The sequence below is a fragment of the Paraburkholderia sabiae genome (assembly GCF_030412785.1).
In the GTDB taxonomy this organism is placed as follows: Bacteria; Pseudomonadota; Gammaproteobacteria; order Burkholderiales; family Burkholderiaceae; genus Paraburkholderia; species Paraburkholderia sabiae.
The window spans coordinates 650,513-676,566 of the sequence record NZ_CP125296.1; the positions used below are offsets into that span (position 1 = coordinate 650,513).

Annotated in this window: 24 protein-coding genes; 12 read left to right on the forward strand and 12 right to left on the reverse strand. The window is 63.0% G+C overall.

Features of this window, described 5'->3' with window-relative positions:
• Positions 1-76 precede the first annotated feature (76 nt).
• From QEN71_RS32605 to QEN71_RS32615, 3 genes are all read left to right on the forward strand, one after another.
• Entirely contained in the window at positions 77-1,399 is a 1,323-nt protein-coding gene (locus QEN71_RS32605; RefSeq protein ID WP_201647270.1) for a TIGR00366 family protein, read from the forward strand.
• A 62-nt stretch (positions 1,400-1,461) separates the two neighbouring features.
• Positions 1,462-2,496 (forward strand): histone deacetylase family protein, encoded by a 1,035-nt coding sequence (locus QEN71_RS32610; protein WP_201647271.1) that lies wholly within the window; start codon positions 1,462-1,464, stop codon positions 2,494-2,496.
• A 137-nt stretch (positions 2,497-2,633) separates the two neighbouring features.
• Complete coding sequence (locus QEN71_RS32615; protein ID WP_201647272.1) at positions 2,634-2,918, forward strand: hypothetical protein; 285 nt, start codon at positions 2,634-2,636, stop codon at positions 2,916-2,918.
• A gap of 12 nt (positions 2,919-2,930) precedes the next feature.
• Here QEN71_RS32615 and QEN71_RS32620 read toward each other — a convergent pair whose 3' ends face one another.
• Positions 2,931-3,539 carry a CDP-alcohol phosphatidyltransferase family protein gene (locus QEN71_RS32620; RefSeq protein WP_201647273.1) on the reverse strand — a complete coding sequence of 203 codons (609 nt, stop codon included), beginning with the start codon at positions 3,537-3,539 and terminating at the stop codon, positions 2,931-2,933.
• 237 nt (positions 3,540-3,776) lie between these two features.
• Between QEN71_RS32620 and QEN71_RS32625 the strand changes: the two genes are divergently transcribed.
• The 9 genes from QEN71_RS32625 to QEN71_RS32665 all read left to right on the forward strand — a co-directional run bounded on the left by QEN71_RS32625 (position 3,777) and on the right by QEN71_RS32665 (position 15,557).
• Positions 3,777-7,019 (forward strand): efflux RND transporter permease subunit, encoded by a 3,243-nt coding sequence (locus QEN71_RS32625; RefSeq protein WP_201647274.1) that lies wholly within the window; start codon positions 3,777-3,779, stop codon positions 7,017-7,019.
• Positions 7,012-8,250: an efflux RND transporter periplasmic adaptor subunit gene (locus tag QEN71_RS32630; RefSeq protein WP_201647275.1), complete on the forward strand. Its 1,239-nt coding sequence runs from the start codon at positions 7,012-7,014 to the stop codon at positions 8,248-8,250. Before QEN71_RS32625 ends, QEN71_RS32630 begins: the two co-directional genes overlap by 8 nt.
• Entirely contained in the window at positions 8,247-9,758 is a 1,512-nt protein-coding gene (locus QEN71_RS32635) for an efflux transporter outer membrane subunit (protein WP_377789538.1), read from the forward strand. The genes QEN71_RS32630 and QEN71_RS32635 overlap by 4 nt, the downstream gene beginning before the upstream one ends.
• Before the next feature lie 77 nt (positions 9,759-9,835).
• The gene (locus tag QEN71_RS32640; protein WP_201647276.1) at positions 9,836-10,522 is read left to right on the forward strand and encodes a heavy metal response regulator transcription factor; all 687 of its coding nucleotides are present in this window, start codon (positions 9,836-9,838) and stop codon (positions 10,520-10,522) included.
• On the forward strand, positions 10,519-11,979 hold the full coding sequence (locus tag QEN71_RS32645; RefSeq protein ID WP_201647277.1) for a heavy metal sensor histidine kinase: 1,461 nt from the start codon (positions 10,519-10,521) through the stop codon (positions 11,977-11,979). The genes QEN71_RS32640 and QEN71_RS32645 overlap by 4 nt, the downstream gene beginning before the upstream one ends.
• A 149-nt stretch (positions 11,980-12,128) precedes the next feature.
• Positions 12,129-12,314 carry a hypothetical protein gene (locus QEN71_RS32650; protein ID WP_201647278.1) on the forward strand — a complete coding sequence of 62 codons (186 nt, stop codon included), beginning with the start codon at positions 12,129-12,131 and terminating at the stop codon, positions 12,312-12,314.
• 124 nt (positions 12,315-12,438) lie between these two features.
• Positions 12,439-13,008 (forward strand): DUF3280 domain-containing protein, encoded by a 570-nt coding sequence (locus QEN71_RS32655; protein ID WP_233471632.1) that lies wholly within the window; start codon positions 12,439-12,441, stop codon positions 13,006-13,008.
• A 167-nt stretch (positions 13,009-13,175) separates the two neighbouring features.
• A complete protein-coding gene (locus QEN71_RS32660) occupies positions 13,176-14,357 on the forward strand; it encodes a cytochrome D1 domain-containing protein (protein ID WP_201647280.1) in 1,182 nt (393 codons plus the stop codon).
• A 195-nt stretch (positions 14,358-14,552) separates the two neighbouring features.
• Entirely contained in the window at positions 14,553-15,557 is a 1,005-nt protein-coding gene (locus tag QEN71_RS32665) for an ATP-binding protein (protein WP_223959145.1), read from the forward strand.
• Here the strand turns inward: QEN71_RS32665 and QEN71_RS32670 are convergent.
• The 11 genes from QEN71_RS32670 to QEN71_RS32720 all read right to left on the reverse strand — a co-directional run bounded on the left by QEN71_RS32670 (position 15,497) and on the right by QEN71_RS32720 (position 26,042).
• Positions 15,497-16,213 carry a response regulator transcription factor gene (locus QEN71_RS32670; RefSeq protein WP_201647282.1) on the reverse strand — a complete coding sequence of 239 codons (717 nt, stop codon included), beginning with the start codon at positions 16,211-16,213 and terminating at the stop codon, positions 15,497-15,499. The genes QEN71_RS32665 and QEN71_RS32670 overlap by 61 nt on opposite strands.
• Positions 16,210-17,427 (reverse strand): pyrroloquinoline quinone biosynthesis protein PqqE, encoded by a 1,218-nt coding sequence (gene pqqE, locus QEN71_RS32675; protein ID WP_201647283.1) that lies wholly within the window; start codon positions 17,425-17,427, stop codon positions 16,210-16,212. Before pqqE ends, QEN71_RS32670 begins: the two co-directional genes overlap by 4 nt.
• 4 nt (positions 17,428-17,431) lie before the next feature.
• Entirely contained in the window at positions 17,432-17,722 is a 291-nt protein-coding gene (gene pqqD, locus QEN71_RS32680; protein WP_201647284.1) for a pyrroloquinoline quinone biosynthesis peptide chaperone PqqD, read from the reverse strand.
• Positions 17,719-18,426, reverse strand: a complete 708-nt coding sequence (pqqC, locus tag QEN71_RS32685; protein ID WP_201647285.1) for a pyrroloquinoline-quinone synthase PqqC — start codon at positions 18,424-18,426, stop codon at positions 17,719-17,721. The genes pqqD and pqqC overlap by 4 nt, the downstream gene beginning before the upstream one ends.
• 30 nt (positions 18,427-18,456) lie before the next feature.
• Entirely contained in the window at positions 18,457-19,377 is a 921-nt protein-coding gene (gene pqqB / locus QEN71_RS32690) for a pyrroloquinoline quinone biosynthesis protein PqqB (protein ID WP_201647286.1), read from the reverse strand.
• A 70-nt stretch (positions 19,378-19,447) separates the two neighbouring features.
• Entirely contained in the window at positions 19,448-20,014 is a 567-nt protein-coding gene (locus QEN71_RS32695; protein WP_201647287.1) for a cytochrome b, read from the reverse strand.
• A gap of 31 nt (positions 20,015-20,045) precedes the next feature.
• Entirely contained in the window at positions 20,046-20,909 is an 864-nt protein-coding gene (locus tag QEN71_RS32700; protein ID WP_201647288.1) for a formylmethanofuran dehydrogenase subunit C, read from the reverse strand.
• The gene (fhcD, locus tag QEN71_RS32705) at positions 20,906-21,850 is read right to left on the reverse strand and encodes a formylmethanofuran--tetrahydromethanopterin N-formyltransferase (RefSeq protein ID WP_201647289.1); all 945 of its coding nucleotides are present in this window, start codon (positions 21,848-21,850) and stop codon (positions 20,906-20,908) included. The genes QEN71_RS32700 and fhcD overlap by 4 nt, the downstream gene beginning before the upstream one ends.
• Positions 21,851-21,863: 13 nt before the next feature.
• Positions 21,864-23,564, reverse strand: coding sequence for a formylmethanofuran dehydrogenase subunit A (locus tag QEN71_RS32710; protein ID WP_201647290.1), 1,701 nt, complete (start codon positions 23,562-23,564; stop codon positions 21,864-21,866).
• Positions 23,561-24,970: a molybdopterin-binding domain-containing protein gene (locus QEN71_RS32715; protein ID WP_201647291.1), complete on the reverse strand. Its 1,410-nt coding sequence runs from the start codon at positions 24,968-24,970 to the stop codon at positions 23,561-23,563. The genes QEN71_RS32710 and QEN71_RS32715 overlap by 4 nt, the downstream gene beginning before the upstream one ends.
• Before the next feature lie 292 nt (positions 24,971-25,262).
• Positions 25,263-26,042: a HisA/HisF-related TIM barrel protein gene (locus QEN71_RS32720; protein ID WP_201647292.1), complete on the reverse strand. Its 780-nt coding sequence runs from the start codon at positions 26,040-26,042 to the stop codon at positions 25,263-25,265.
• Between the last annotated feature and the right edge of the window lie 12 nt (positions 26,043-26,054).

Here is a 26,054-nt window from a genome sequence, read left to right on the forward strand (position 1 = left end):
CGCCGACTCATTGTGCATAGCTGTGGCAGAATCTCGCGCGCATCTAATGAACAATTGAACAATCGCTGGAGACGTCGTGATTCAAGGTATTGCCCGCTTCTTTACGCAGGTGGTTCACCGCTATCTGCCCGATCCCCTCATTTTCGCGCTGCTTCTGACGGCGATAACGTTTGCACTGTCGTTGGGCCTCACGCCCAGGACGCCCGACGAACTCGTGTTCATGTGGGGCAGCGGCTTCTGGAATCTGCTCGCTTTCACGATGCAGATGGCGCTTATCCTCGTGACGGGCCATGCATTGGCGACGTCGGGGCCCGTCAAGAATGCGTTGTCCGCATTGGGCGGCCTGGCGAAAACACCCGTGCAAGGCACGATGCTCGTCGCGCTGGTGAGCGGCATCGCGTGTGCGATCAACTGGGGCTTCGGTCTCGTGCTGGGCGCGATGTTCGCGCGCGAAGTGGCGAGGCGCGTGCGCGGCGTCGACTACCGCTTGCTGGTCGCGGCTGCGTACATGGGCTTTCTCACGTGGCATGGCGGCTTGTCGGGTTCGGTACCGCTCGTCGCGGCGACCAAGGGCAATCCGATGGAGAAGGTGATCGGCCTGATCCCCGTCTCGCAGACGCTCTTCACCGGCTACAACCTCTTCATCACGGCTGCGCTGATCGTGATGCTGCCGCTGCTGGTGCGCGCGATGATGCCGCGCGCCGACGAAGTCGTATCCGTCGATCCCGCGCTCTTCACGGATGAACCAGTAGTCGAACGCAAGATCACGGCTGATTCGACGTGGGCCGAGCGCATTGAAGAGAGCCGCATTCTTTCTATTCTGGTTGCGTTGCTGATCGCTGTCTATCTCGTGATTCGTTTTACGAAGAAAGGCTTCAGCCTCGACATCGATACCGTCAACATCGTGTTTCTCGCAGCAGGCATTCTGCTGCACAAGACGCCGATGGCGTATGCACGCGCGATCGGCACTGCGGCACGCGGTACAGCGGGCATCATGATCCAGTTCCCGTTCTATGCGGGCATTCAGGCGACGATGGATCACTCGGGTCTTGCGGGCGTCATCACGAACTGGTTCATCGAAATCGCAAACGTCCACACGTTCCCGCTGCTGACGTTCCTGAGTTCCGCCGTGATCAACTTTGCGGTGCCGAGCGGCGGCGGCCACTGGGTCGTGCAGGGGCCGTTCGTAATGCCCGCCGCCAAAGCGATCGGCGCCGATCTCGGCAAGTCCGCGATGGCGATTGCGTACGGCGAAGCATGGACCAATATGGCGCAGCCGTTCTGGGCACTGCCTGCACTGGCAATTGCGGGCCTTGGCGTGCGCGACATCATGGGCTATTGCGTGACGGCGTTGCTGTTCTCGGGTGTGATCTTTGTCGCCGGGTTGTATCTCTTCTGATTCGCGGCGCAAACTGATTTTGCACCGGTAGACTGTACGTACCTTCAACGGCGTACATCACCATGCAGACCATCTATAGCAGCGATCATCGCTTGCATCACGGCGTCGAACTCAAGGACGGCGCCGTTTCCGATTCCTTCGAAAAGCCAGCCCGCGCAGAGACCGTGTTGAAACAGGTCAAAGCCGCGGGCCTCGGCGATGTGCTTGCCCCGCATGCCTATGACAAGGCATGTTACGTGGGCGCGCATAGCGAACGCTACGTCGAGTTTCTCGCATCCGCATGGGACGAATGGTCCGCGACAGGCCGCACCTGCCAGGCGCTGCCGCTCGTGTGGCCCGTGCGCGGCTTGCCGTCGACGGCGATGCCGCAATTCATCGACGGCAAGCTGGGTTTCTTTTCGATGGACGCCGGTTCGCCCATCAATGCCGGGACGTGGAGCGCGGTCAGTGCGAGTGCGAATTCGGCGCTTACGGGTATCGATCTGCTCTCGCGTGGAGAGAAGGCGGTCTTTGCATTGTGCCGTCCGCCCGGACATCATGCGGGCCGCGAGTACATGGGCGGCTATTGCTATCTGAACAACGCGGCGATCGCTGCGCAGCGTTGCATCGAACAGGGAGCGAAACGTGTCGCCGTGCTCGATGTCGATTTCCATCACGGCAACGGCACGCAGGACATTTTCTACGACCGCAATGACGTGCTGTTCGCGTCGATACACGGCGACCCTTCCGTATCGTTTCCGTACTTCTCGGGCTTTGCCGACGAGCGCGGGATCGGCGAAGGCGAGGGCTTCAATCTGAACATGCCCCTGCCGAAGGGCACGGACATGAACCAGTACGAACCCGTGCTGCGGCAAGCGTGCTCGGCAATCGCAAATCATGCGCCGGGTGCGCTCGTGGTGTCGCTTGGCGTCGATACTTTCGAGGGCGATCCCATCAGTCATTTCCGCTTGCGCACGCCCGACTATCTGCGCGTCGGCGAAATACTCGCAAGCCTGAACGTGCCGACGCTCTTCGTGATGGAAGGCGGTTATATGGTCGACGAGATCGGTGTCAACGCAGTCAATGTACTGCTGGGGTTCGAAGGCCGAGTCTCCTGAAACTGGCAGCTTCGTCATACTAATGCCAGCGTTGCGCCACCGACGAAGCGTAGAGTGAAAGTGACGTTGCAGGTGTCGCGAGCCGCCTGCAAGGTTCTTTTTCGCTGCACAGTCTCTCGCGATCAAGGAGCCTCGAAATGAAGCAACTTCTTCTCAGTCTCGTGGTAACGGCAGGCGTCGCAGCCATGTCGAGCGCCTATGCGCAGGACACGCCGACGGACAGCCAGCCAATGGATCAGACCCAGGCGCAATCGGCGAATCCGGCAACGGATACGGGGCAGGGCGGCGTCAATTGGGGTAGCGCGGCCCAGGGCGCGCGCATGGCGCCCGAGTCGCGCCAGGATGTACGCCAGCAGTTGATCCAGTCCGAGCGCGACGGACAACTCGAGCAACTCAATCGCACCACGTACAAGGGCAATTGATCCATTAAGCATTCAAGGTTTCGGAATGCGGATGCGGCTGATCATCAGCGATCCGGAGATTCCATACACCAGTGTCAATGGATGCAGTACATAACCTGCGATACGCCATTCGCCGAACCATAATTGCGGACCGAGAGCCCCTTGCCACGCGGCGATGACGAGCAGCAGGACAATGGCAAACGATGTCGGGATAGGCGTACCTTCGAAGTGTGTCACTTTCCCCGAGCCGCCCGACATCTCCTCCGTCGTCACGTTATAGCGTGCAAGACGCGACACTCCGCACGCGACGAAATACGCGAGCAGCACGCGGTCATATAGCCCGCGCATTCCACATCCATAGCCGATGATCGCCGGCGCGACGCCGAACGAGATCACATCGGCGAGCGAATCCAGTTCCTTGCCCAGCAGCGACGCTTTCTGACGCCAGCGCGCGATGCGCCCATCCAGTACATCGAACACGAGCGCGGCGAATACGAGCGCACTGGCGAAGTACACGTGCATCACTTCTGCGCTGCCGATGTAAGTCATCATCGAAAACAGCGCGCCAGTGCCGCATACCGCATTGCCTAGCGTGAACCAGTCGGCGAGATGAAACTCGCGGATCATCGAGAAGCGCTTCATGTTGGCCTTTTTATCAGCAGTGACGACACGACTATAAACCTTACAGTGGATTACCACGCCTGCAATACGCGTGCCTCGGCAGAATGGCGAATATGGCAAAACTGCCATTTTCGCGTCATCGGTTCGTTGGTGCTATCGAATTAGCATTAACACCAGGTCATCGCGGACGCGCAGCAAGAGACTGACGCCGCCGCTTCACGTCACGCTTGCGCGCTTCTTTCGGATACCAACACCTGTATGTGGATTGTCAATCTCGCATTGAAGCGGCCGTACACGTTCATCGTGATGGCCATCCTGATCGTGCTGGCGACGCCGTTCGTGCTGTTCACCACGCCCGTCGACGTGCTGCCGGAAATCAACATTCCCGTCGTCAGCATCATCTGGAACTACACGGGCCTGTCGGCCCAGGACATGGCGAACCGCATCACGTCCGTCAACGAGCGCAGCCTGACGACGACCGTCAACGACATCGAGCACATCGAATCGCAATCGCTCGCGGGCATCGCGATCATCAAGCTCTTTCTGCAACCGAATGCGAACATCCAGACGGCCATTGCGCAGACCGTCGCTGTCGAGCAGGCGCAACTGAAGCAGATGCCGCCCGGCGCGACGCCGCCGCTCGTCATCAGCTATTCGGCGTCGAGTATTCCCGTCATTCAACTCGGCCTGTCGAGCCCGCGGCTATCCGAGCAGGATCTCAACGATACGGCGCTCAACTTTCTGCGCCCGCAACTCGTGACGATTCCGGGCGCTGCGGTACCGTATCCGTATGGCGGCAAGAGCCGCCTGATTTCCGTCGATCTCGACACGCGCGCGCTGCTCGCAAAGGGACTCACGCCGCTCGATGTCGTCAATGCCGTGAACGCGCAAAACCTGATCCTGCCGACAGGCACCGCGAAGATCGGCCCAAAGGAATACACGGTCAACATGAACGGCTCGCCGACGACGGTCGCGGGCCTGAACGACATTCCTGTGCGCACGGTGAATGGCGCGACGACCTATCTGCGCGAAGTGGCGCACGTGCGCGACGGCTTCTCGCCGCAGACGAACATCGTGCGCGAAAACGGCCGGCGCGGCGTGCTTATTTCGATTCTGAAGACGGGCAGTGCGTCGACGCTCTCGATCGTCAATACGCTGCACGATCTGTTGCCGAACGCGCAAGCCGCGTTGCCGTCCGACCTGAAGGTCACGCCGCTGTTCGATCAATCGGTGTTCGTGAAGGCCGCGATTCGTGGCGTGGTGCGCGAGGCCGTGATCGCCGCCGCGCTGACGGCGGCGATGATCTTGCTGTTTCTCGGCAACTGGCGCAGCACCTGCATCATCGCAATCTCGATTCCGCTTTCCATCCTGACTTCGCTGATCGCGCTGCATGCGCTCGGACAGACGATCAACATCATGACGCTGGGCGGCCTTGCGCTCGCGGTCGGTATTCTCGTCGACGATGCGACCGTGACCATCGAGAACATCGAACGGCATCTGCATTTAGGCACGAATCTGCACGATGCGATTCTCGATGGCGCGGGCGAGATTGCGATTCCCGCGCTCGTGTCGACGCTGTGTATCTGTATCGTGTTCGTGCCGATGTTCTTTCTGACAGGCGTCGCACGCTATCTGTTCGTGCCGCTTGCGGAAGCGGTGGTGTTCGCGATGCTCGCATCGTATGTGCTGTCGAGAACGCTCGTGCCGACGCTCGCGATGCTGCTGATGGGCCACGCGCACAAGCACGATCCGAAGGCGCAGCCGAATCTGTTTGTGCGTCTGCATCGACGTTTCGATCGCAGTTTCGAGACGATGCGCGCCGCGTACATCATGGTGCTCAGCAGTCTTCTCGTGCGACGCCGGTTATTCGGCACGATGTTCCTCGGCTTTTGCGTGGTCTCGCTGGCGCTCACATTCGTCCTCGGCGAAGACTTCTTTCCGCGCGTGAACGCGGGGCAGATACGTCTGCATATGCGCGCGCCAACGGGCACGCGTATCGAAGAAACGGCACGGCTCGCCGATCAGGTCGAAAGAGTGGTGCGCGAAGTGATTCCGCCCAACGAGTTGAGCACCGTGCTCGACAATCTCGGCTTGCCGTATAGCGGCATCAATCTGTCGTACAGCAACGCGGGTACGATCGGCACGCTCGACGGTGAGATACAGCTTGCGCTGAATGAGGACCACAAGCCGAGCCTCGGCTATATCGACCGCTTGCGCACGCTGTTGCCGCAGCGCTTTCCCGGCACGGAGTTCTTCTTTCAACCCGCCGATATCGTCACGCAGATTCTCAACTTCGGTTTGCCCGCTGCCGTCGATGTGCAGATCGTCGGTTCGAATCAGGAAGGCAATCTGGAGATCGCGAGAAAGCTGCTCAAGCAGATCCGCACGATTCCCGGCGCCGTCGATTCGCATATCCAGCAGAAGCTCGACGAGCCTGTGATCAATCTGCAGATGGACCGCACGCGTTTGCAGCAATTGAACCTGAACGCGAATAACGTCGCGCAGAACGTGCTGATTTCGTTGTCGGGAAGCACGCAGACATCGCCGGGCTTCTGGTTCAATCCGCGCAATGGCGTCGAGTACAACCTTGCGGTGCAGACGCCGCAGTATCAGATTTCTTCCGTGGATCAGCTGTTGCGCACGCCGGTGTCCGCATCGTCGACGGGGCCGACGCAGCTGCTCGGCAATCTCGTGCAGGTTTCGCCGCAGAACCAGTTCGCGATGGTCACGCACTACAACATTCGCCCTGTGATCGATGTGTTCGTGAGCGTCGAAGGCCGCGATCTCGGCAGCGTCGACCGGCAGATCGAGAAGCTCGTCGATCAGGCACGCGCGAGTTTGCCGCGCGGCAGCCAGATCGCGATACGCGGCCAGGTCCAGACGATGCGCACGTCGTACTTCGGACTCGGCATCGGCGTCGCGATGGCGATCGTGCTCGTGTATCTGCTGATCGTCGTGAACTTCCAGTCGTGGATCGATCCGCTCATTATCGTGAGCGCGTTGCCCGCTGCGCTGGCGGGCATCGTGTGGATGCTGTTTTTGACGGGCACGCATCTGAGCGTGCCTGCACTGACGGGCGCGATCATGACGATGGGCGTCGCGACCGCAAACAGCATTCTGATGGTCTCGTTCGCACGCCAGCGTCTGACGGCAGGTGCGCCGCCGCTCACGGCCGCGCTCGAAGCAGGCGCAAGCCGTATCCGGCCTGTGCTGATGACGGCGTTCGCGATGATCATCGGCATGATCCCGATGGCGCTCGGCCTCGGCGAAGGCGCGGAACAGAACGCGCCGCTCGGCCGCGCGGTGATCGGCGGCCTGCTGTTCGCGACGGTGTCGACGCTTTTCTTCGTGCCGCTCGTGTTCGCGGGCATTCATAGCCGGCTCGCGCATCGCAAGTCCGCACGCGAGCGCGACGAATCGCAGAGCGGCACGCATCACTCACAGAACGGCCGTGACGACGCACACGGACACAGCCCGAACACGGACGATCGAGATGACTGAAAAGACTCACTCTTCGCTAGCGATTCCCGCGCGGGAAACTCAGGACGGGCACGCGCTGCCGCCGCGTCATCGCGAGTGGCGGCGCGCGAAGATCGCGATCGTAATCGTGTTGCTGCTGCTCGCGATAGGCGCGTTGCGCACGGTGATCGCGAACATCGTGCAAGGCCGCTCGGTCGCACAGATGACGCAGCAAAACGCGAAGCAATACGTCGATGTCGTGACGCCTACGCAAGCCGATGGCACCAGCGGCGTGACGGTCCTGCCGGGTACGTTGCGCGGCTATGTCGAGTCGCCGATCTATGCACGCGCGACAGGTTATCTGCTGCACTGGTATGCGGACATCGGCGCGCGTGTGAAAGAAGGGCAATTGCTTGCCGAACTCGATACGCCTGAAATCGATCAGGAACTCGCGCAAGCGGTTGCGCAGCGCGATCAGATCCAGTCGAGCCTCGGTCTCGCGAAAAGCTCGTTCGAACGCTGGCAGCAACTACGTCAACGCGACGCCGTCTCGCAGCAGGAACTCGACGAACGGCAGAGCACGTATTCGCAGGACGTCGCGAATCTCGCCGCCGCCGAGGCTAATGTAAAACGGCTACGTCAACTGGAAAGCTTCAAGCGCATCGTCGCGCCGTTCGCGGGCGTGGTCACGCAGCGCAACGTCGATGTCGGCGATCTGATCGATGCGGGCAGCGGCACGAGCCGCGCGCTGTTCGCGCTCGCACAGTCGGACCCGTTGCGCGTCTATGTGCAATTGCCGCAGGCGTATGCGCAGAACATCAAGGTCGGCGAAGACGTGGTCGTCACGCAGGCCGAGTTGCCGGGGCAGCAGTTCAACGGACGCATCACGAACATTTCCGGCGCGATCGACGTGCCCACGCGATCGCTGCAAGTCGAAGTGACGCTGCGCAATCCGGACGGCAAGCTGCGGCCGGGCGCGTATGTGCAGGTCGCGTTGCCGTCGGGTGCGCGCGCGCAACTGTCGGTGCCCGGCAATGCGCTGCTTTTTCGCGCGGAAGGGCCGCGGCTCGCTGTCGTCGATAACGACGGCGTCGTTCATCTGCGCAAGGTCGCGATTGCACAGGATCTCGGACAGACGCTCGAAATCGAAAGTGGCATCGAGCCGAACGATCGCGTGATCATCAACCCGAGCGATTCGATCGAAGACGGCGATCATGTCGAAGTGACGCATCCGCAAGGTCAATCGCAGCCGAAGGGCAAGGCGTCGTCGTGAATACGCTCGTGAATTTGCCTGTGTATGCCGCGCGAATCGGCACGTTCGCTCTGGCTGCGGCACTGTGCGCGTGCACGGTCGGCCCCGACTACAAGCGGCCGCTGGCGGATGCACCGCCCACATGGCACACCGATTCGTACTGGCGTCTCGCACAGCCGTCGCATGCGCCGCTTGCGCCCGAGTGGTGGAAGACATTCGGCGACGGCACGCTCGAACAACTGGAAACGCAGGCGCTCGCGCAAAACCAGACGCTTGTCGCTGCGAGCGCGCACTACGCGCAGGCGCGCGCCACGCTCGCCAACACGCGCGCGCAGCTGATTCCCGAAGTCGATCTGTCTGCATCGGCGGCGCGCGAGCGCGTGTCGAAGAACCGGCCCGTGACGAACTACGCGGTTCCGAACCAGTCGACGGTGCAAAACAATCTGCAGCTTGGTCCGACGATCAACTACGACGTCGATCTGTTCGGCCGCATCCGGCGCGATGTGGAAGGCGCGCAGGCGTCGGCGGAACAGTCGCGCGACGATCTCGCGAATGCGCGCCTCGTGCTGACCACCGATCTCGCCACCGACTATTTCTCGTTGCGCGAACTCGACGCCGAAATCGACGTGCTGAACCGCTCGGTGCAACTGCAACAGAAAGCGCTCGACTATGTAACGACGGAACACGATCTCGGCTCCGTATCGGGGCTCGACGTGTTGCAGCAAAAGTCGCTGCTTGATCAGACGCGCGTGCAGGCACAGCTTCTCGTCACGCAGCGCGAACAGTTCGAGCATGCGATCGCGGCGCTCGTCGCGGTGCCTGCACCGCAGTTTTCGATCGAACCGAAAGTGGCTGAATACCCCGTGCCTTCCATTCCGCTCGGTTTGCCGAGCGATCTGTTGCAACGCAGGCCGGACATTGCATCGGCGGAACGCGCGATGGCGTCGGCGAATGCGCAGATCGGTGTCGCCAAGGCCGCGTTCTTTCCGAGCCTGACGTTGACGCCGGGCATCGGCTGGCAAAGCACGGAATTCGCGAACCTGTTGAGTGCGCCGAGCCTGATGTGGTCGCTCGGTGCCGCGCTCAGTCAGGTCGTGTTCGACGGCGGGCGCCGCGCCGCGAATGTCGACTTCGCCAACGAGGGCTATCAGGCCGCGCAGGCCAATTATCGGCAGGCAGTGTTGACGGCGTTCCAGCAGGTGCAGGACGGGATTACGGGACTCTCAGTGCTCGACCGCGCCGCGTCGCAGTCGCACGATGCCGTCGCCGATGCGCAGCGGCTGCTGTCGCTTGCCAATGACCGCTATTCGGGCGGACTCGTCGCGTACCTCGACGTGATCACCGCGCAGCAATCGCTGCTGACGAGCGAGCGTCAGGATGTGCAGATTCACGGTCAGCAGATGACGACATCCGTTGCGCTCGTGAAGGCGCTCGGCGGCGGCTGGGACGCGCAGGAGGTGGATACGCAACATGACGCTGCTGCAAAAGATGCATCGAATGACACATCGGTCCCACACGCGCCGAACTGAAAACAGACTGTAAAGGGCGGGCTGAGCACGTTTGAAAAGCCTACTTATAATGAGGAAGACAATAGAAAGGAGCGCCCATGAAGCTGCTCATCGTGGAGGATGAATTCAAGGTCGTCGATTATCTGCGCCGTGGTCTGACGGAACAGGGCTGGGTGGTCGACGTCGCGCTCGACGGCGAAGAGGGCCTGCATCTCGCATCCGAGTTCGACTACGACATCATCGTGCTCGATGTGATGCTGCCCAAGCGCGACGGGCTCAGTGTGCTCAAGTCGCTGCGCATGCGTAAATCGACGCCCGTCATCATGCTGACCGCGCGCGATCACGTGAACGACCGCGTGCGCGGCCTGCGCGAAGGCGCCGACGATTACCTCACCAAGCCGTTCTCGTTCCTCGAACTGGTGGAGCGTTTGCACGCTTTGGCGAGGCGTACGCGTGTGCAGGAATCGACGCTCATTTGCGTCGGCGATCTGTATGTCGATCTGATCGGGCGACGCGCGACGCGCAGCGGCGTGCGGCTCGACCTGACCGCGAAAGAGTTCCAGTTGCTGAGCGTGCTCGCACGGCGGCAGGGCGATATCCTGTCGAAAGCGATGATCACGGAACTGGTGTGGGATGTGAACTTCGACAGCCATACGAACGTCGTCGAAACGGCGATCAAGCGGCTGCGCGCGAAGCTCGACGGGCCGTTTCCCACCAAGCTGCTGCACACGATGCGCGGCATGGGCTACGTGCTCGAAGTCAGAGAGGAAGCGGAGGCATCATGATTCGCTCGACCCGTTCGATTGCGCGGCGGCTCGCGTTGCTGTTCGCGCTCGTTGCGCTGTCTGTGTTTACGCTGGTGGATACGGGGCTGTTCCTCGTGATGCGCTCGCAACTCGAACAGCGCCTGCGCGATTCGCTCGACAGCCGCACGGAAGTGGCGCGCATCATCGTGCATCACGCGATCAATCGCGACAAGTGGCGCATCGCGCAAGAAAAACTCGGCGACATGACGCCACGCGACGGCACGAGTCTCTATTCGATTTCGAGCGCGACGCCGCTCTTCAACTACGGTCATACGGTGACGGGTACGATCGTGCAGCAATGGAGCGGCGACTATGCGCGCGTCGCAGACAACGGCACCGGCCACGATCTGTTGACGCGCACGCTCATCATTCCGCCGAACGGCGAGCGTCCGCAGGTGCAATTGCAGGTCGCCACGAGTTACGCACCGACCGAGCAGGCGTTGCGCGAATTCGGCCTTGCGTTGGCTGCATTGTCGGCGCTCGGCGCGTTCGGCGCGTCGTTGCTCAGTTACTGGGTCACGCGCATCGGGCTTGCGCCGTTGCGCAGGTTGACGGTCGATGCATCCGAGGTGAGCGCCGACAACCGCTCGCAGCGCTTGCGCACGACAGAACTGCCGTTCGAACTGAACGACCTCGCGCATTCGTTCAATGGCGCGCTCGAACGGCTCGATCAGGCCTACGTGCGCCTCGAATCGTTCAATGCCGATGTCGCGCACGAATTGCGCACGCCTGTGACGATTCTGATAGGACAGACGCAGGTGGCCTTGACGCGCAATCGCTCGGTCGACGATCTGCGCCGTACGCTGCAATCGAATCTCGAAGAGTTCGAGCGCATGCGCGGCATCATCAACGACATGCTGTTTCTTGCGCGCGCGGACCAGGGCGAACGCGCGACGGAACTGGTCGAAGTGTCGCTTGCAACGGAAGTGGCGCGCACCGTCGAGTTCCTCGAAATGCCGATGGAAGAGGCGCACGTGCAGGCCGAATTGCACGGCGATGCGGCGGCGCGCGTCAACCGCTCGCTGTTCGGCCGCGCCTGCGCGAACCTGCTGATCAACGCGATTCATCATTGCACGCCGGGCGCGACGATCCAGGTGACGATTTCGCGCGAGGCGGGGCGTGTGTGGGTCGCCGTCGCGAATCCGGGTGCGCCGATCGTGGGCGAGGTGCTCGATCATGTGTTCGACCGCTTCTATCGGGCGGAACTGTCGCGCACGAATAGCCGCGAGAATCACGGGCTCGGGCTCGCGATCGTCAAGGCAGTCGCCGACATGCACGGCGGCGTGGTGTTCGCGCGCAGCCTCGATGGTGTGAACACATTCGGGTTTTCGATAAGAAGCGACACGGTGCGCCCGCCGAAAGCCGAACCGTCTTCGGCGAAAGAGCCACAACTGGCGTCGCGGCCCATCGCTTCGTCGCCGCTGAAATTGCCGTGAGCTTTCAATGCGTGCGCGTTGGGTGGCGGCGCGCCGTCGAAACAGGTAAATAGATCCAATCCTTGCCCTCTGTTCAGCAGAATGACGGTCAATTTGACTGGGTACGCTGGTGTTGTCGCGACAGGCGCGGACCAGGCAAGGAGACTCAGGTGGATCTGATCGAAATGGCGAAGAAATCCGGCATGCAGGTGCTGCTCGATGCGCAGATCGGCAGTCAGATGTATCACAGCGTTTGCGGGCCACTTTCTGCGCTACAGCGTTTCGCCGATGAAGTCGGCAAGGCGCTCGCCGCCGAAGCCGCTGCGCAGGCCGCTCAATTGGCCGCAGAAACGTAAGCGAATCACGCGCGCTGCATACGTCGCAGCGTTCGGGCCCGTTATCTGCTTGACGATTGCCGCGAGGGCGAGCGCATCGATGTGCCTGCCGTCCGCGCACATCGATCATGGAGGGCCTGTTGCGTTGAGCGTCTCGCGATTCCGTTCTGTCGGTTTCAAAGCGCAGCGCCCGCGCGCCGTGTTCCGTCTGCTCGCTGTCGGCGCCGCACTGTGTACCGTTTCGGTGACAGTCGCGGCCGCGCCGCCCGCCATCGCGCTTCTCGACTGCGTTGTGCTCGACGACAACGCAGCCTATAACGATCCTTCCGTTACGCAGACGCAGCAGACACGCGCGACGATGGTGAGCGCGCAACTGCGCACGCTCGTCGATCAGCGCGGTCTTTACAAGGTCGCGGACAATCGTCCCGCGACAACGCTCATCGACAGGCTCAAGGCCACGCAGGACCTGAGCAGCTGCAACGGCTGCGAGCGGGAGATCGCGCGGCAACTCGGCACACAGCGCGTCGGCGTGTGCTGGGTGCAGAAAATCAGCAACCTCATTCTGAACATCAATTTGCGCATTGAAGACACGGCGAGCGGGCAGGTCGTGTTCCAGCGTTCCGTCGATATTCGCGGCAACACCGATCAGTCGTGGCGGCGCGGCGTCGATGCGCTCGTCGGTCTCCTCGCGTCCGAACCGGACACCGCGCATTGAACGGCGCGCGTCCATCGATTTCGGGAAAAACTCCCGGGCTTCCACACTGTCATCCCGGCGCGCGATGCGCTAACTTGAGCTTGGGTGAATTTGCCCTTGCGGCACAACGAATATGGCGCGCGCGATTCGACGCGGGCCCGTCGAACAACACTCCGCAGGAGACATCGATGCAACGCACTATCGGATATAAACGCGGACATACACGCGGCCATACACGCAGATCTGGCCGCGTGGCGGCATCGGTCGCGCTTGCCGTTCTAATGGGCACGGCTGCCGGCGAGGCATCCGCGGCTGCCGTCGCGTACGTGACGAGCGAGACGAACGGCGTCGGCGTGATCGACCTCGACCAGATGACGCTCACCAAAACGATCGGCCTCGGCAAGGACGGCCCGCGCGGCCTGAGCCTGACGGCGGACGGCCGCAGGCTGCTGGTCGCGAACAAGTCGGGCGATCTGTCGGCGATCGATACATCGACGGATAAAGTCGTGGCGCGCGTGAAGATCGGCAAAAACCCGGAGTTCGTGCGCGTGCATCGCGGCTTTGCGTATGTGACGTACGAGCCGGGCGAGAGCGGTCCGCCGCCGCAGGCCATGGCCGCGAATCAGGACGCAGGCAAGCCTGACGCCAAACCCGAGGGTAAGCCCGAAACGGAAGCGGCGGGCGGCAAAGGCGGCAAGGGCGGTCACGACGACGATGACGACGCGAACAGCCCGCCAGCGGAAGTCGCGATCGTCGATCTGAAGACGATGAAGGTGGTGCGCTCGGTGAAGAGCGGACATGAGACGGAAGGCGTCGAGTTCTCGCCGGACGGTCACGAACTGCTTGTGACGAACGAGGGCGACGATACGGTGTCCGTGTATCGCACGGGCACGGGCAAGCTGGTGCGCACCTTGAAGCTCGACAAGGGATCGCGGCCGCGCGGCATCAAGGCGTCGCCGGACGGCAAGCAGTATGTGGTGACGCTGGAGAACACCAACAAGTTCGTCGTGCTCGATGCAGGGACGCTCAAGACGGTGAAGACGGTGGACACGAAGATGGGCCCGTACGGCGTCGCGTTCGATCCGTCGGGCAAGCATCTGCTCGTCGCTGCGGCGCGCGACAAGACCTTGCAGGTGTTCGATGCGAAGACGTACGAGCATGTCACCGATGCGCCCGTCGGCCAGCGCTGCTGGCATTTCAGCTTCACGCCGGATGGATCGAAGGTGCTGATGGCGTGCGGTCGCTCGAATGCCGTTTTCGTGCTGGACGCGAAGAACAACTATCAGACGGTCAGTCAGATTGGGGATTTGCCGCTGGCGTGGGGGATTGTGACATCGCCGCCGAGTCAGGGGTCGATTGAGTCGCGGTAGGGGCTTTGCTTTGCTTCGTCTGCGACGGCCGCTTCGCCCGTTGGATGAGTAGAATAAGTCACCGCTTCCATCGATACGCTCATGCCCGAAGCTCTCTCTTCTGCCGGACCGACGCATCGCGAGCCGGCGCAGCGGCAAGCAGCAGGCAGTCGCGCGAATGCGGCGGAATCGCAGCGCGCGGCGCAGCGTGTGTCGATGGCGACGCCTGCCAAAGAATCACGCTCTGTCGCGTGGCGTGACTTCCTGTGCGTCGTGGTGTTGACGTTGATCGTCGGCGCGCTGTGTTCGATATTCGACGTCAGCGAACTCGCGTACCGCTGGAGCCGCCGCGCGGAGCGTTATCAGCTCGACGAGTTGCCTGTCACGCTGTTCGTCCTCGCGGCGGGCCTCGCGTGGTTTGCGTGGCGACGCTATCGGGAATCGCACAAGGAGTTGCTGCGCCGCCGCGCAGCGGAAGAAGAAGCCGCACGGCTTCTTGCCGAGAACAGGCGGCTCGCGAGTCAGGGCATCGAAGCGCAGGAAGCCGAGCGCCGTCATCTCGCGCGTGAATTGCACGACGAACTCGGGCAATACCTGAATGCGATTGCGCTCGACGCCGCGCGTATTCGCGACCTCTCGGCCGTATCGACGGATCAGGACGAAATTCATCGCGCGTCGCTGGCCGTGATGCAAAGCGCGGGCTTCGTGTACCGGCAGATCGGCGGAATGATCCGCAAGCTGCGGCCCATCGGCCTCGACGAACTGGGTCTGCCTAGCGCAATCGAACATTGCGTGGAAGGCTGGCGCGAGCGGCTGCCTGAGGCATCGTTCAAGCTCACCATGGACGGCGATTTCGATGGTTTCTCCGACGCCCTCAACATCACGCTCTATCGTCTCGTGCAGGAAGCGCTGACGAACATATCGAAGTTCGCGCGCGAGGCGAGTGTCGAAATCTATCTGGTGAGAGCGCCCGCCGATAGCGAACGCGGCGGTGAAATCGTCGTGACCGTAGCCGACGACGGCCCAGGTGTCGATCTGTCGAAGCCGCGTCTGGGATTGGGACTGGTAGGCATGCGCGAGCGCATAGAAGCGCTGGGCGGCGAGTTTCATGTGGCCAGCGAGCCCGCGCGCGGCTTTCTGATTTGCGCGCGCGTGCCTGCTCAGCTCGGACTGCCCGAACCGAGCGCTTCCATCGGTGCCGGCGAACCGAAAAGCTCGTGAGGCGCGGCCAGTTCCGAGAACTGCAGACCGAGCCGCTGCGCAATCTGCACGAGCTGTACGCCATTGTTCGCGCCGAACTTCTGCCGGATCGCCGACTGATGATTCGCAATCGTCTTCTGGCTCAAGCCGAGCCGTTCGGCGATCACAGGCAGCGTAAAGCCCTGCACCAGCAAACGCAGCACTTCGAATTCACGCGCGGACAACTGACGTCCGGGCGGCCCTTCACTGAACATCGTACGTAGCGCAAGCGCGTGCGACACATCCGCGCTCAGATAGCGCACGCGCCGCGCGACGGCGCGCACCGCTTCGACGAGCACATCGGGGGCGCTCGCTTTCGTCACATAGCCGCACGCACCGGCATCGAACGCGCGGCGCACGAAGAGCGTCTCTTCATGCACGCTGAAAATCAGCACGCGCGCTTCGGGCTCTCGCGCGAGCATGCGCCGCATCGCTTCGATTCCGCTCGCGCCAGGCAGCGCGAGATCCATTACGACGACATCCGGCTGCAACGCACAGAAGCGCTGATAGGCCAGTGTCGCGTCGGCGGCTTCGCCCGCCACGCGCACGTCGGGGCTCAGTTCGAGCAGCCTTCGGTAGCCTTCGCGCACGACGGCATGATCGTCGACGAGAAGCACGGAGATTTCGGGCGTCGTCATGATCGCGTTCCCTCGTTGTGGGGCGTCGCTGTGGGTTCTTGCGCGCTCGCCGTGAGGCGTCGCGAGTTTGCGTCGTTGCGGAACGTGACGGGCTGTTCGTTGGGCGCGAGCGTCGCCGGACGGTTCGCCGCCTCGCGCACGACGCGCACGACCTGCTCGTGATGCGCAGACTTGTCGCAGACGGGGTCGGCATTGGCAGCGTCCTGTGTCAGCAGATACGCCTGACAGCGGCAGCCGCCGAGGTCTTTGGTCTTTTCGTCGCAACTGCGGCACGGCTCCTTCATCCACTCGAAGCCGCGAAAGCGGTTGAACGCGTCGCTGTCGAACCAGATGTGTTCGAGCGACGTGTCCTTCACGTTCGGAAACGTGAGACCCGGCAGCGAGCGTGCCGAATGGCAGGGCAGCGCGGCACCATCGGGCGCCACGCCGAGAAACACCGAACCCCAACCGTTCATGCAGCGCTTGGGCCGCGTTTCGAAGTAGTCGGGCACGACGAAGAAGATCTTGCAGCGATTGCCGATTTCCTTGCGATAACGCTCAACGACGGCTTCCGCATCGCGCAGCTGTTCGGCTGTCGGCATCAGTTGCGCGCGGTTCGCGTGCGCCCAGCCGTAGTACTGCGTGTTCGCGAGTTCCAGAAATTCGGCGCCCATCGCGAGCGCCATGTCGATGATCTTGTCGACGTGCGGCAGGTTGTAGCGATGCAGCACGCAGTTGAGCACCATCGGAAAGCCATGCGCCTTGATCGAACGCGCAACGCGGTTCTTCAGATCGAACGTGCGCGTGCTGCTGAGAAAGTCGTTGAGTTCCTGTGTCGAGTCCTGAAACGACAGTTGAATATGATCGAGCCCGTTGGCCTTGAGCACATCGAGCCGCGCATCCGTCAAACCGACGCCCGACGTAATGAGGTTCGTATAGAAGCCGAGCCGGTGCGCTTCGGCGACGAGTTCTTCGAGGTCGTCGCGCATCAGCGGCTCGCCGCCGGAAAAGCCGAGTTGCGCCGCGCCGAGTTTGCGCGCCTGCTGCAACACGTCGATCCATTGCGCGGTGCTCAGTTCATCGCGATGATCGGTGTAGTTGACCGGGTTGTAGCAGAACGCGCAATGCAGCGGACAACGATACGTGAGTTCGGCAAGCAGCCACAACGGCGGTCCCACGCTGCTGCGCGATGCCTGCTGCGCCTGCTCCTGCGACGGTATCGAAAGATCGGTCATGCTGTCACTCCAGCCAGCCACGCGAGCGAGCGTGGTCGACGAATGCTTCGACTTCTGGCGCCAGCCCTTTTGCGTTGAAGGTCTGCTCGAGTTCGGCGACGAGCGCGGCCATATCGCGTGTGCCGTCGCAACGCAACAGGATCTGCGCGGCGCTCTGATTCAGCTTCACCATGCCTTCGGGATACAGCAGCACGTGCGCATCCTGAGCCGGTTCCCATTGCAGGCGGAACAGGTTGCTCAATTTGGGCCCGCGTTTTTCAGGGGTTTGCGCGTTGTCGTGGGTCGGCGTATTCATGCTGGGAAGGCCTTCTCGATGGCGTCGAGCATCGTCCAGAGAATGTCGAGCTTGAATTGCAGAATGTCGAGCGCGCGTTCCTGCTGTTCGCGCGTGCAGAAGTGATCGAGCGTCACAGCGAGCCCATGTTCGACATCGCGTTGCGCGAGCGAAATGCGCGAGCGGAAGTACGCGAGTCCTTCAGGCTTGATCCACGGATAATGCTCGGGCCAGGTCGACAACCGGTCTTTATGGATCTGCGGCGCGAAGATTTCCGTCAGCGATGAGCACACGGCTTCCTGCCACGGCGCACGCCGCGCGAAATTCACATACGCATCGACGGCGAAGCGCACACCCGGCACGATATGCTCTAGCGACCACAATTCATCGCGCGACAAACCGACGGCATCGCCGAGCCGCGCCCACGTTTCGATGCCGCCTTCGTCTTCGCCGTAACCGTCGTGATCGAGAATGCGCAACACCCAGCGGCGACGCGTTTCGCGGTCGGGACAGTTCGATAAAACGGCGGCATCCTTCAGCGGAATATTGATCTGATAGTAGAAGCGGTTCGCGACCCAGCCGCGAATCTGCTCGCGCGAACATCCGCCGCTGTTCATCTTCACGTTGAACGGATGGTGGATGTGATACGCCTGCCCCTTCGCGCGCAATTGCGCTTCGAATTCATCGTGGGTCCATGCAGGTGCGATGTCGCCTTTGACACTCATCGATCGATTCTCCGCTCGTTCACGATTGACTCACAGCTCGAACAACATGCCGTCGTGCGCGACTTCGATCCCATGTTGCGCGAGTGTGCGGCGCTCGGGACCGTCGTCGATCAAAATCGGATTCGTGTTGTTGATATGTATTAGCACCTTTCGCGCATTCGGCCTATCGAGCGAATCCAGCACATCGATCATGCCGCCCGGACCCGTTTGCGCGAGATGGCCCATGTCGGCAGCCGTTTTCTTCGACAAACCGAGTTCGATCATTTCGTTGCTGGTCCATGTCGTGCCGTCGACCAGCAGCAGATCGGCGCTGCGCATCGCGTCGCGGATATGCGGTTCCAGCACGCCGAGGCCAGGCGCGTAGAACACGCGCTTGCCCGAACCAGGCGCGGTGATCAGCAGACCGATGTTGTCGCCGCGCTGCGGCGCCGCGCGATGCGGCGAGTAGGGCGGCGCCTTGCTCGACAGCGGCAGCGCATCGATACGCACGCCCGGCAATGCGGCGATTTCGAACGGACCGGCATCGAGATCGATAGTGTGACGTTCGACGCCGCAGTAGTGCGACAGGATCGACACAATCGGAAAACCCGTCGACAGGTCCTGCCAGACGGCATCTGTTGCATGCAGCGGCAGATGCCCGCTGTTTTCGCGCAGCATCAGCAGACCGGTCACGTGATCGATCTGCGCATCCATCAGCAGCACGGCGGCGATACCTGTGTCGCGCGCGTGACGCGCGGGCTGCATCTCAGGGTTCGCGGCGATCTGCGCGAGGATATCGGGCGATGCATTCACGAGCAGCCACGCAATGCCGTCGACGCTCAAGGCAATCGAAGACTGCGTGCGACGCTGCGCGTTAATCGTGCCTTTGCGCACGCCGTCGCAATTGCGGCAGTTGCAGTTCCACTGCGGAAACCCGCCTCCCGCCGATGAACCGAGCACCTTGACCTTCATCGTCCGCCTGCTCCCGAAAGAACCTGCAAAAGTGCCTTGAAAACAGGCCTCGATTGATGAGTGCCGCGCATCACGGCAGTATTCTGCGCAGCAGTCCGTCGCGGTCCATCAACTGATGCTTGAGCGCGCCCGCGACATGCAACGCAATCAACGCAATGAAAACCCATGCGACGATCTCATGAATCCCGAACCAGAAATGACGCAGTTCCTTGTCGTCCCAACCCCACTTCGGCAGCAGCATGCCCCAGAAACGCGTGCCGTACGTATTGAACGACGAACCGAGATAACCCGTCACCGGCATCGCGATCATTGCAGCGTATAAAAGAACCTGCGTAGCGCTCGCGGCGGCGCGTTGCCACGCTCGCATCGGCGGCAACGGCGGCCTGCCGGATACCATGAGAACTCCGATGCGGATCAGCACCAGCAGGAAAACCGTCAAGCCAAGCGACTTGTGAAAGTTGATCAGCGCGGCCTTGAACGGCAGACCGCGCGGCAGTCCGACCATATACAGGCCGATGCCCAGCATCGCGATGATGCAAACGGCGATCAGCCAGTGCAAAACGATCAGCGCCATCGGGAAGCGTTCTTGTGCCGCTTTCCCACTCTGCGCGATATCGGTCGAGCGTGTCGCGTTCATGTCGTTCCCTCGGTCATTCGCGGCGACTGCTTCATTCGACGAGCAACAGTTCGCCACGTCCATCGACGGCAAGATCGCCCGCGTAGCGCTGCGGCACCTTGTGCGCGTCGAGCGCGGCGAAGGGCGCGAGGCGCGGCGCGATCGATGCGGACACAGAAGAAACTGCACTGCATTCCGCCGCGAGCGCCCGCGCGAACAGCGACCAGAACACATCGAAACCGCGGCCGCCCGTCGTGAACGTGGGCGGAATGCGTTCGGGCTGTTGCAGCAGCAACAGCGTGCCGCGCCGCATGCCGTAACCATAGTGTGCGCCAAGGCGCCCCGCAATGCCGATCGTCCCGGCCACGAGCCGTGATGCCGCGTAATCGCCCGTATCGCCGCCGATCAGCACGGTGCCGCGCCGCATCCGGTCGCCGAGACGCGCGCCCGCGTTGCCCGCGACGACCAGCGTGCCGCCCGTCATGCCTTCCATGCCGCCCGGCAGCGCGCCCGCGACGAAGTCGCCGCTATTGCCCTCGACGACGAGCGTGCCGCCGCGCATCTCGCAAGCGGTAAACGCGCCTGTGTCGCCTGTTATTTCCAGCGTGCCGCCTGCCATGCGCCAGCCCGCGTGATCGCCCGCCGAGCCTTCGATGCGCAGACTGCCCGCGTCCAGTTGTGCGCCAAGCCGGTCCAGCCAGCGCGCGTCGCCTTCGATCACGAGACGCGCATCGTTGTCGTTCGTATCGACGGAGATATCGAACAGATCGCCTGCCGCGCACGCGTCGTTGCCGGCGGGCAGCATCACACGCGCAATCTCTGCGTCGGACAGCGCGTGCAACGCCGACGGCAACAGCGCCGACCCGTCGACACGAAAGCCCGGCGCGTGCTTCACGCGCAATGTGATCGTGCTCATGGCGCGCCCGTTTTGCGCTGCACAAGCGATGCAGCGAGTTCGTGCAGCTTGAAGTGGTAGGGCCCGAGCTTGCCGCCATAGTTCCCGGCGGAAATGCGCACCACACCACTGCCGGGCGTGGATGCCGCCTCGATGCCCGCCGTCATCGCCGCGCCGACGTCGGCATCCGTCAGACCGTCGATCACGATCTCCAGCACGCAGCCCGTCTGCGCGTCGAGTTCGCTGCGTTGCGACAAACCCGTGAGCGTCGGGCAGAACGCGTCGTTGGTCGACGCGACGGCACCTTTGTATTTGGAGCCGATCTTCGATCCCGAACGTACGACGCCGCCCGGAAACGGCGTGATCACGTTCGCGAGCCGGTGCATCGCGGCGACAGCGGCTTCGGCGCCCGCGAGCGCGCTGTCGAGATCGCGCGCGAGCAGCAGCAGGTTGCCGCCGCCAACAGCCTTCACCGTCTGCACCGATTCTTCGCACACGAATTCGCCGTCCATCACGGGCACGCGCCAATAACGCACGCCGCCCAGCATCTTCGAAATTTGCCAGCCGTCGCCGAAAAAACGCAGTGAGCCGCCGAGCGGCACGACATCCGACAGCGGCGCGCGCGATGTCGCGGCGTCGATGCCGTTATACACGGCCGTCGTCGGGCACGTCAGCACGCATTGACCGACGCGCCGAGCAATCTGCTTGACCAGTTCTTTCGACGACACCGCGAACATCAGCACCGAAATGCCGGGTCGGCCATCGGGCGTCGCGTCGGCGGAAATTTCGTGTTCGATGCCCGCTTCGCAGCCGCAATCGATCACCGACGTCGCGAATCCCGTCAGCGAATCCGCCGCCGCGCGCGCCCAGCGCGGCGTGTGGGCGGTGATGACGAGGCGCGTCGCCTTCATCGGGAAGGCTTCCGCGAAGGTGTCGTCGATCAGGGTGTCGTTGATCTGCATCGCGCGTCCGCCTTCAAGTGCGCGCGAGGCACGCGACGGGCAGCAGCCGTCCGCCACGGCAGCATGCGCAGATTTCGTCGTCGCTGATTGCGGCGTGCGCGAAGTTGGTGGCCAGATTTTTTTCGCTGTACTGGCGCAGTGTCTGTTCGATGCTCCTGTCGTAGTCGGGCGAAACGAAGTGGATGCCGCCCGTCGGCGTCGATACGAGATTGCCGTCGCGCGCGACCAGCTGACCATCCTTGAACACATACGCGGGCGAGGTGAACATCTGCTCGCGGTCGGCGTCGTCGCGATACACGGCGATGTCGGCGGCTGCGCCCGCTGCGAGATGGCCGCGATCCTTCAGGCCGAGCAGCTTCGCCGGACCCGCGCGCGTGATGATCGCGATGTCGTACAGCGAGAACTCGCGCGTGAGTTCGGGCAGTGCGCTCGCCACCTTGGCTTCCGGATGCAGGCGCTCAAGCTGTTCGTCGCGAAAGGGCTTGTCCATCAGCAGGCGAATCAGATGCGGATAGCTCGTGAACGGGCCGCCGTTCGGATGATCGGTGGTCATCGACACACGCCATGGGTCGTTCACCAGCAGAAAGATTTCGAGCCCGATGATCCATTGCAGCGCATTCACATAGCTTTGCTCGCGATAGCGGAACGGCACGATGCCGCAGCCCGCATCGCATTCGATATCGCCCACGATCCATTTATGCGGCCGCGCGAGCGGTGCATTCTTGAACTGCATCATCGTGTCGCCGGAAGCCGTGACGGTCTGGCCGAAGATGATCTGTCCCACGTCGATCGATACATTGGGGCGCGCATTCACGGCATCGGCGACCGCGCGCGCGCCCGACGAAAACTTGCGCGGGCCCTCCGTGCCGTAGCTGTGAAACTGGATGTGCGTGAGGTGAATGGGCAGACCATCGGCGGCATCCATCGTCGCGATCGTCGATTCGATGTTGCCCGGCACGCCAAGGTTGCTCGCGTGCACGTGCAACGGATGCGGTACGCGCAGTTCCGTCAACGCGCGCGTCAGCGTGCGCAGCACGTCGCGCGGCGTGATGCCGTAGTGCGCGTGCGCTTCGTCGACATCGAGCGAACGCTGGTTGAACTTGAACGCCGAGATGCCGCCCGGGTTCACCACCTTCACGCCGAGCGCGCGGCTCGCGTGCATCGTCCAGCCGACGTAATCGCGCACGCGTTCGAAGTCGTCTTTCGCGGCGAGCATCTGCAAGAGCATTTCGTCGTTGCCGAGCATCACGTAGGCGCCGTGATCGATGATCGGCGTGTCGCCCATTTCCAGGTGCGCATGACGTGCGTTCGACGCGATCATCGCGGGCTCGAATGCCGCCGTGTACCCCATTTCCGCGTAACGGTAGCCGGTGGCGAGCGTGCCGGGCGTGCAGACGCCGCACGACGGCATGCGCAGATAGCGGCCCCGTTCGTCCTGCACGGCTTCGTACGATGCGTCGCGCGGTCTGTCGTCGCGATGATCTTCGGGCAACAGCAGGCGCGACAAATTCGTCTTGCCGCCGCCGATGTGCGAGTGCAGATCGATGCCGCCCGCCATCACGATCATCCCTTGCGCGTCGTAGTCGTGATCGACGGCGCCGTCGGCGGGTGCGTCGACGATGCGGCCATCGCGGATATACAGGTCGCGCTGCACGCCGTCGACGCCGTTTGCCGGATCGTAGACGCGGCCGCCGCGAAGTCGCGCGATGCTCATGCCGGTCTCCGTGTCAGCACGGCGCGCGCGGCGCGGCCTGCGGCAAGATGATCGGCGAGTTGCGCGGCGATCGACGCCACGCTCGGCAACGCAATATGCCGCGCCGCGCGCAGCGGCACGACCACGGACGTATCGACGCGAAACAGATGTCCGTCGCTGTCGATGCCGGGCGTCGCGACGGGAATGAACACCGTCTTCGCAGTGCGCGGTTGCGCGTTCGCGGGCTCGAAGGTCGATGCGAGTGCCGGTGTTCCGAGCACGATGACGGGCGTACCGGCGTCGTGCGAAGAGGGCAATGGATGCGGGTCGAAGCTCGCGATCCACAGCAGCGCATCGGCTTCGCCCGCAACAAGCAGGCGCTCCGTGCGATAGCGGTATGGATCGTGATCGAGCGGCGGCGTGCCGGGCGGCCGGTCGGGCGTCGACACGCGCGTGCGCAGCGGAAAGCCCGACAGCCACGTGACCGCCTGATTCACGCTCAGTGCGCCGTCGGCGCCGCCGAGCGTCAGCACGCCCGCGCGGCTCACACGGTTGATCGCCTTGACGATGCGGTGCAGTGCTTCGATCAGCAGGGCGGCGTGCGATTGAGGCAGCGCGGCGGGCTCGATCACGAAAGCCGTGTAGCGGGCCTCGACGATCCGTTCCATCAGCGACGCGAGCGCCGTCGCGATCCCCGAGCCGTTTTCGAGCGACGCCGGCTTGCGGCCTTCCGCGATCGCCGACCAGAACGCGAGCACGTCGTGCGGCGAAGCATCGGCGAGTATCGACTCGTGACGCTCGCTCGCGGCAGGATCGCTGGCGCAACAGACGAAGCGGATCTCGCGTTGCGCCGACATGTCGCTCGCGATGCGCTCGTAGAAGCGCGGATGCTGCGCTGAAGGCTCGCAGCCGAACACGACGAGCAGATCGGCGCGCGAACGCACTTCGGAGAGCGTCGTGAAGAACGCGCCGCGATCCTGCAGCGCGAGCGTCGCGGCGCTCAGCGCGTCGCCGTGGAATGAATCGAGCGTTGCGCCGCAACCGGCGGCAAGTTCGTAGAGCGCGCGTGCGCCCGCGATGTCTGTGCCGCAGCCGCCGAACAGAGGTCGCCGTGCCTGCATGAGCACAGTCGAGGCTTCTTCGAGTGCGTCTTCGAGCGAGACGGACACGCCGTCTACGGAAGGCGCGCAGACGTTGTCGCTTGCGTCGTAGCGCGTGAGCGCGGCGGCGAGTCGCGCGCATCGGGTGGCGGGTGCGGAGAGCGACTGATCGCCGGCAAGGCGGGCCTCGATGTCGTCGCACAACAGCGGGCAGAACGGGCACGTCCAGTCGCGAGTCGCCGCAACGGATGGCAACGGCCCACGGGCGGCCGGAGTCGCGTTGGCATTCGCGTTGGCATTCGTTTTGGGGGGCGTGGGTTCATGCATGAGAACCCGTTCAGCAAGGTCCGTGCCGATGTTGCGCGGCTCTCGCAGAAGCCTTGCGGCGTGACGGCCTCACGCATTTCAATGCGAAGACTCGTAGCGATCCGGCGTTGTGCCGAAAGCGGACACATGCAAGCGTCAGGTCATCGCACGCCGAGCGACGGGCAGCGCGCAGCACAGTATGTGCTCCGCGCTGCAACAGTGTGTCACTTGAGGACAGTGCGCTGCCCAATGCGCATGCGAGCCGCGCCGTTGCTGCAACGCGGATCGCGTGGCATGGATATTGTTTCGCGGATCACGCTGCAGCGTCGGAGCGCGTCGCTTGCGGTGCCTGCGTTGTGCCGAGTTTGCCGTCGTGAATCGCCGACGCGACGAGCCACGCATGTGCGCCGCTGCGTGCCGCCGCATCGAGATCGTCGCGATGCCGGATGCCGCCCGCGCCGATCGTCATGCGTTGAGCCGCTTGCGCGTGGATGTGGTTGAAGGTGTCGAGATCGGGCCCGGCATCGGCGCCGACCTGATCGAGCGTCATCACGATCACGCGCGACGGCCACGATGCGGGCGAGCGCAGCGCAGGCACGAGTTCGGGCGCGGCGATCAGCTGGCCGTGTCGATGATCGAGCGACAGGATAGGCGCGTAGCCGGCCGCTTCGGCTTCGCGCAAGGCGTCGGGCGAACGCAGCGACTCGGAGCCGAATATGGGCACGATGCGCACGTTGTGGGCGTGTTCGTGTTGCGCGGCAGTAGTGCGTTCGAGATGCGCGCGCATCGACGGGAAATCGGCGAAGCCTGCGTCGAGCCAGATTTCGAACGGCTGCGAGCGATCCGGCGATGCGCCGAGGGTCGCGGCGAGTGCAGCAAGTGTCGACGGATCGGCGCCGCGCGACATGATCGCGCCGAGGTCGGCGACGTACAGCGCGTCGGCGGACGTGGCGGCGACGAGTGCATGGGCGACGTCGAGCGGTTCGCTCGTCGCGCACAACGAAGACTGGATGGGGCGATAGTTCGCGCGGTCGCCGCGTATCGCGCGGACCGCGTGGCCGTCGAGCAGATCGAGAACCGGGATCACCTGCATGCGGAGACGTTC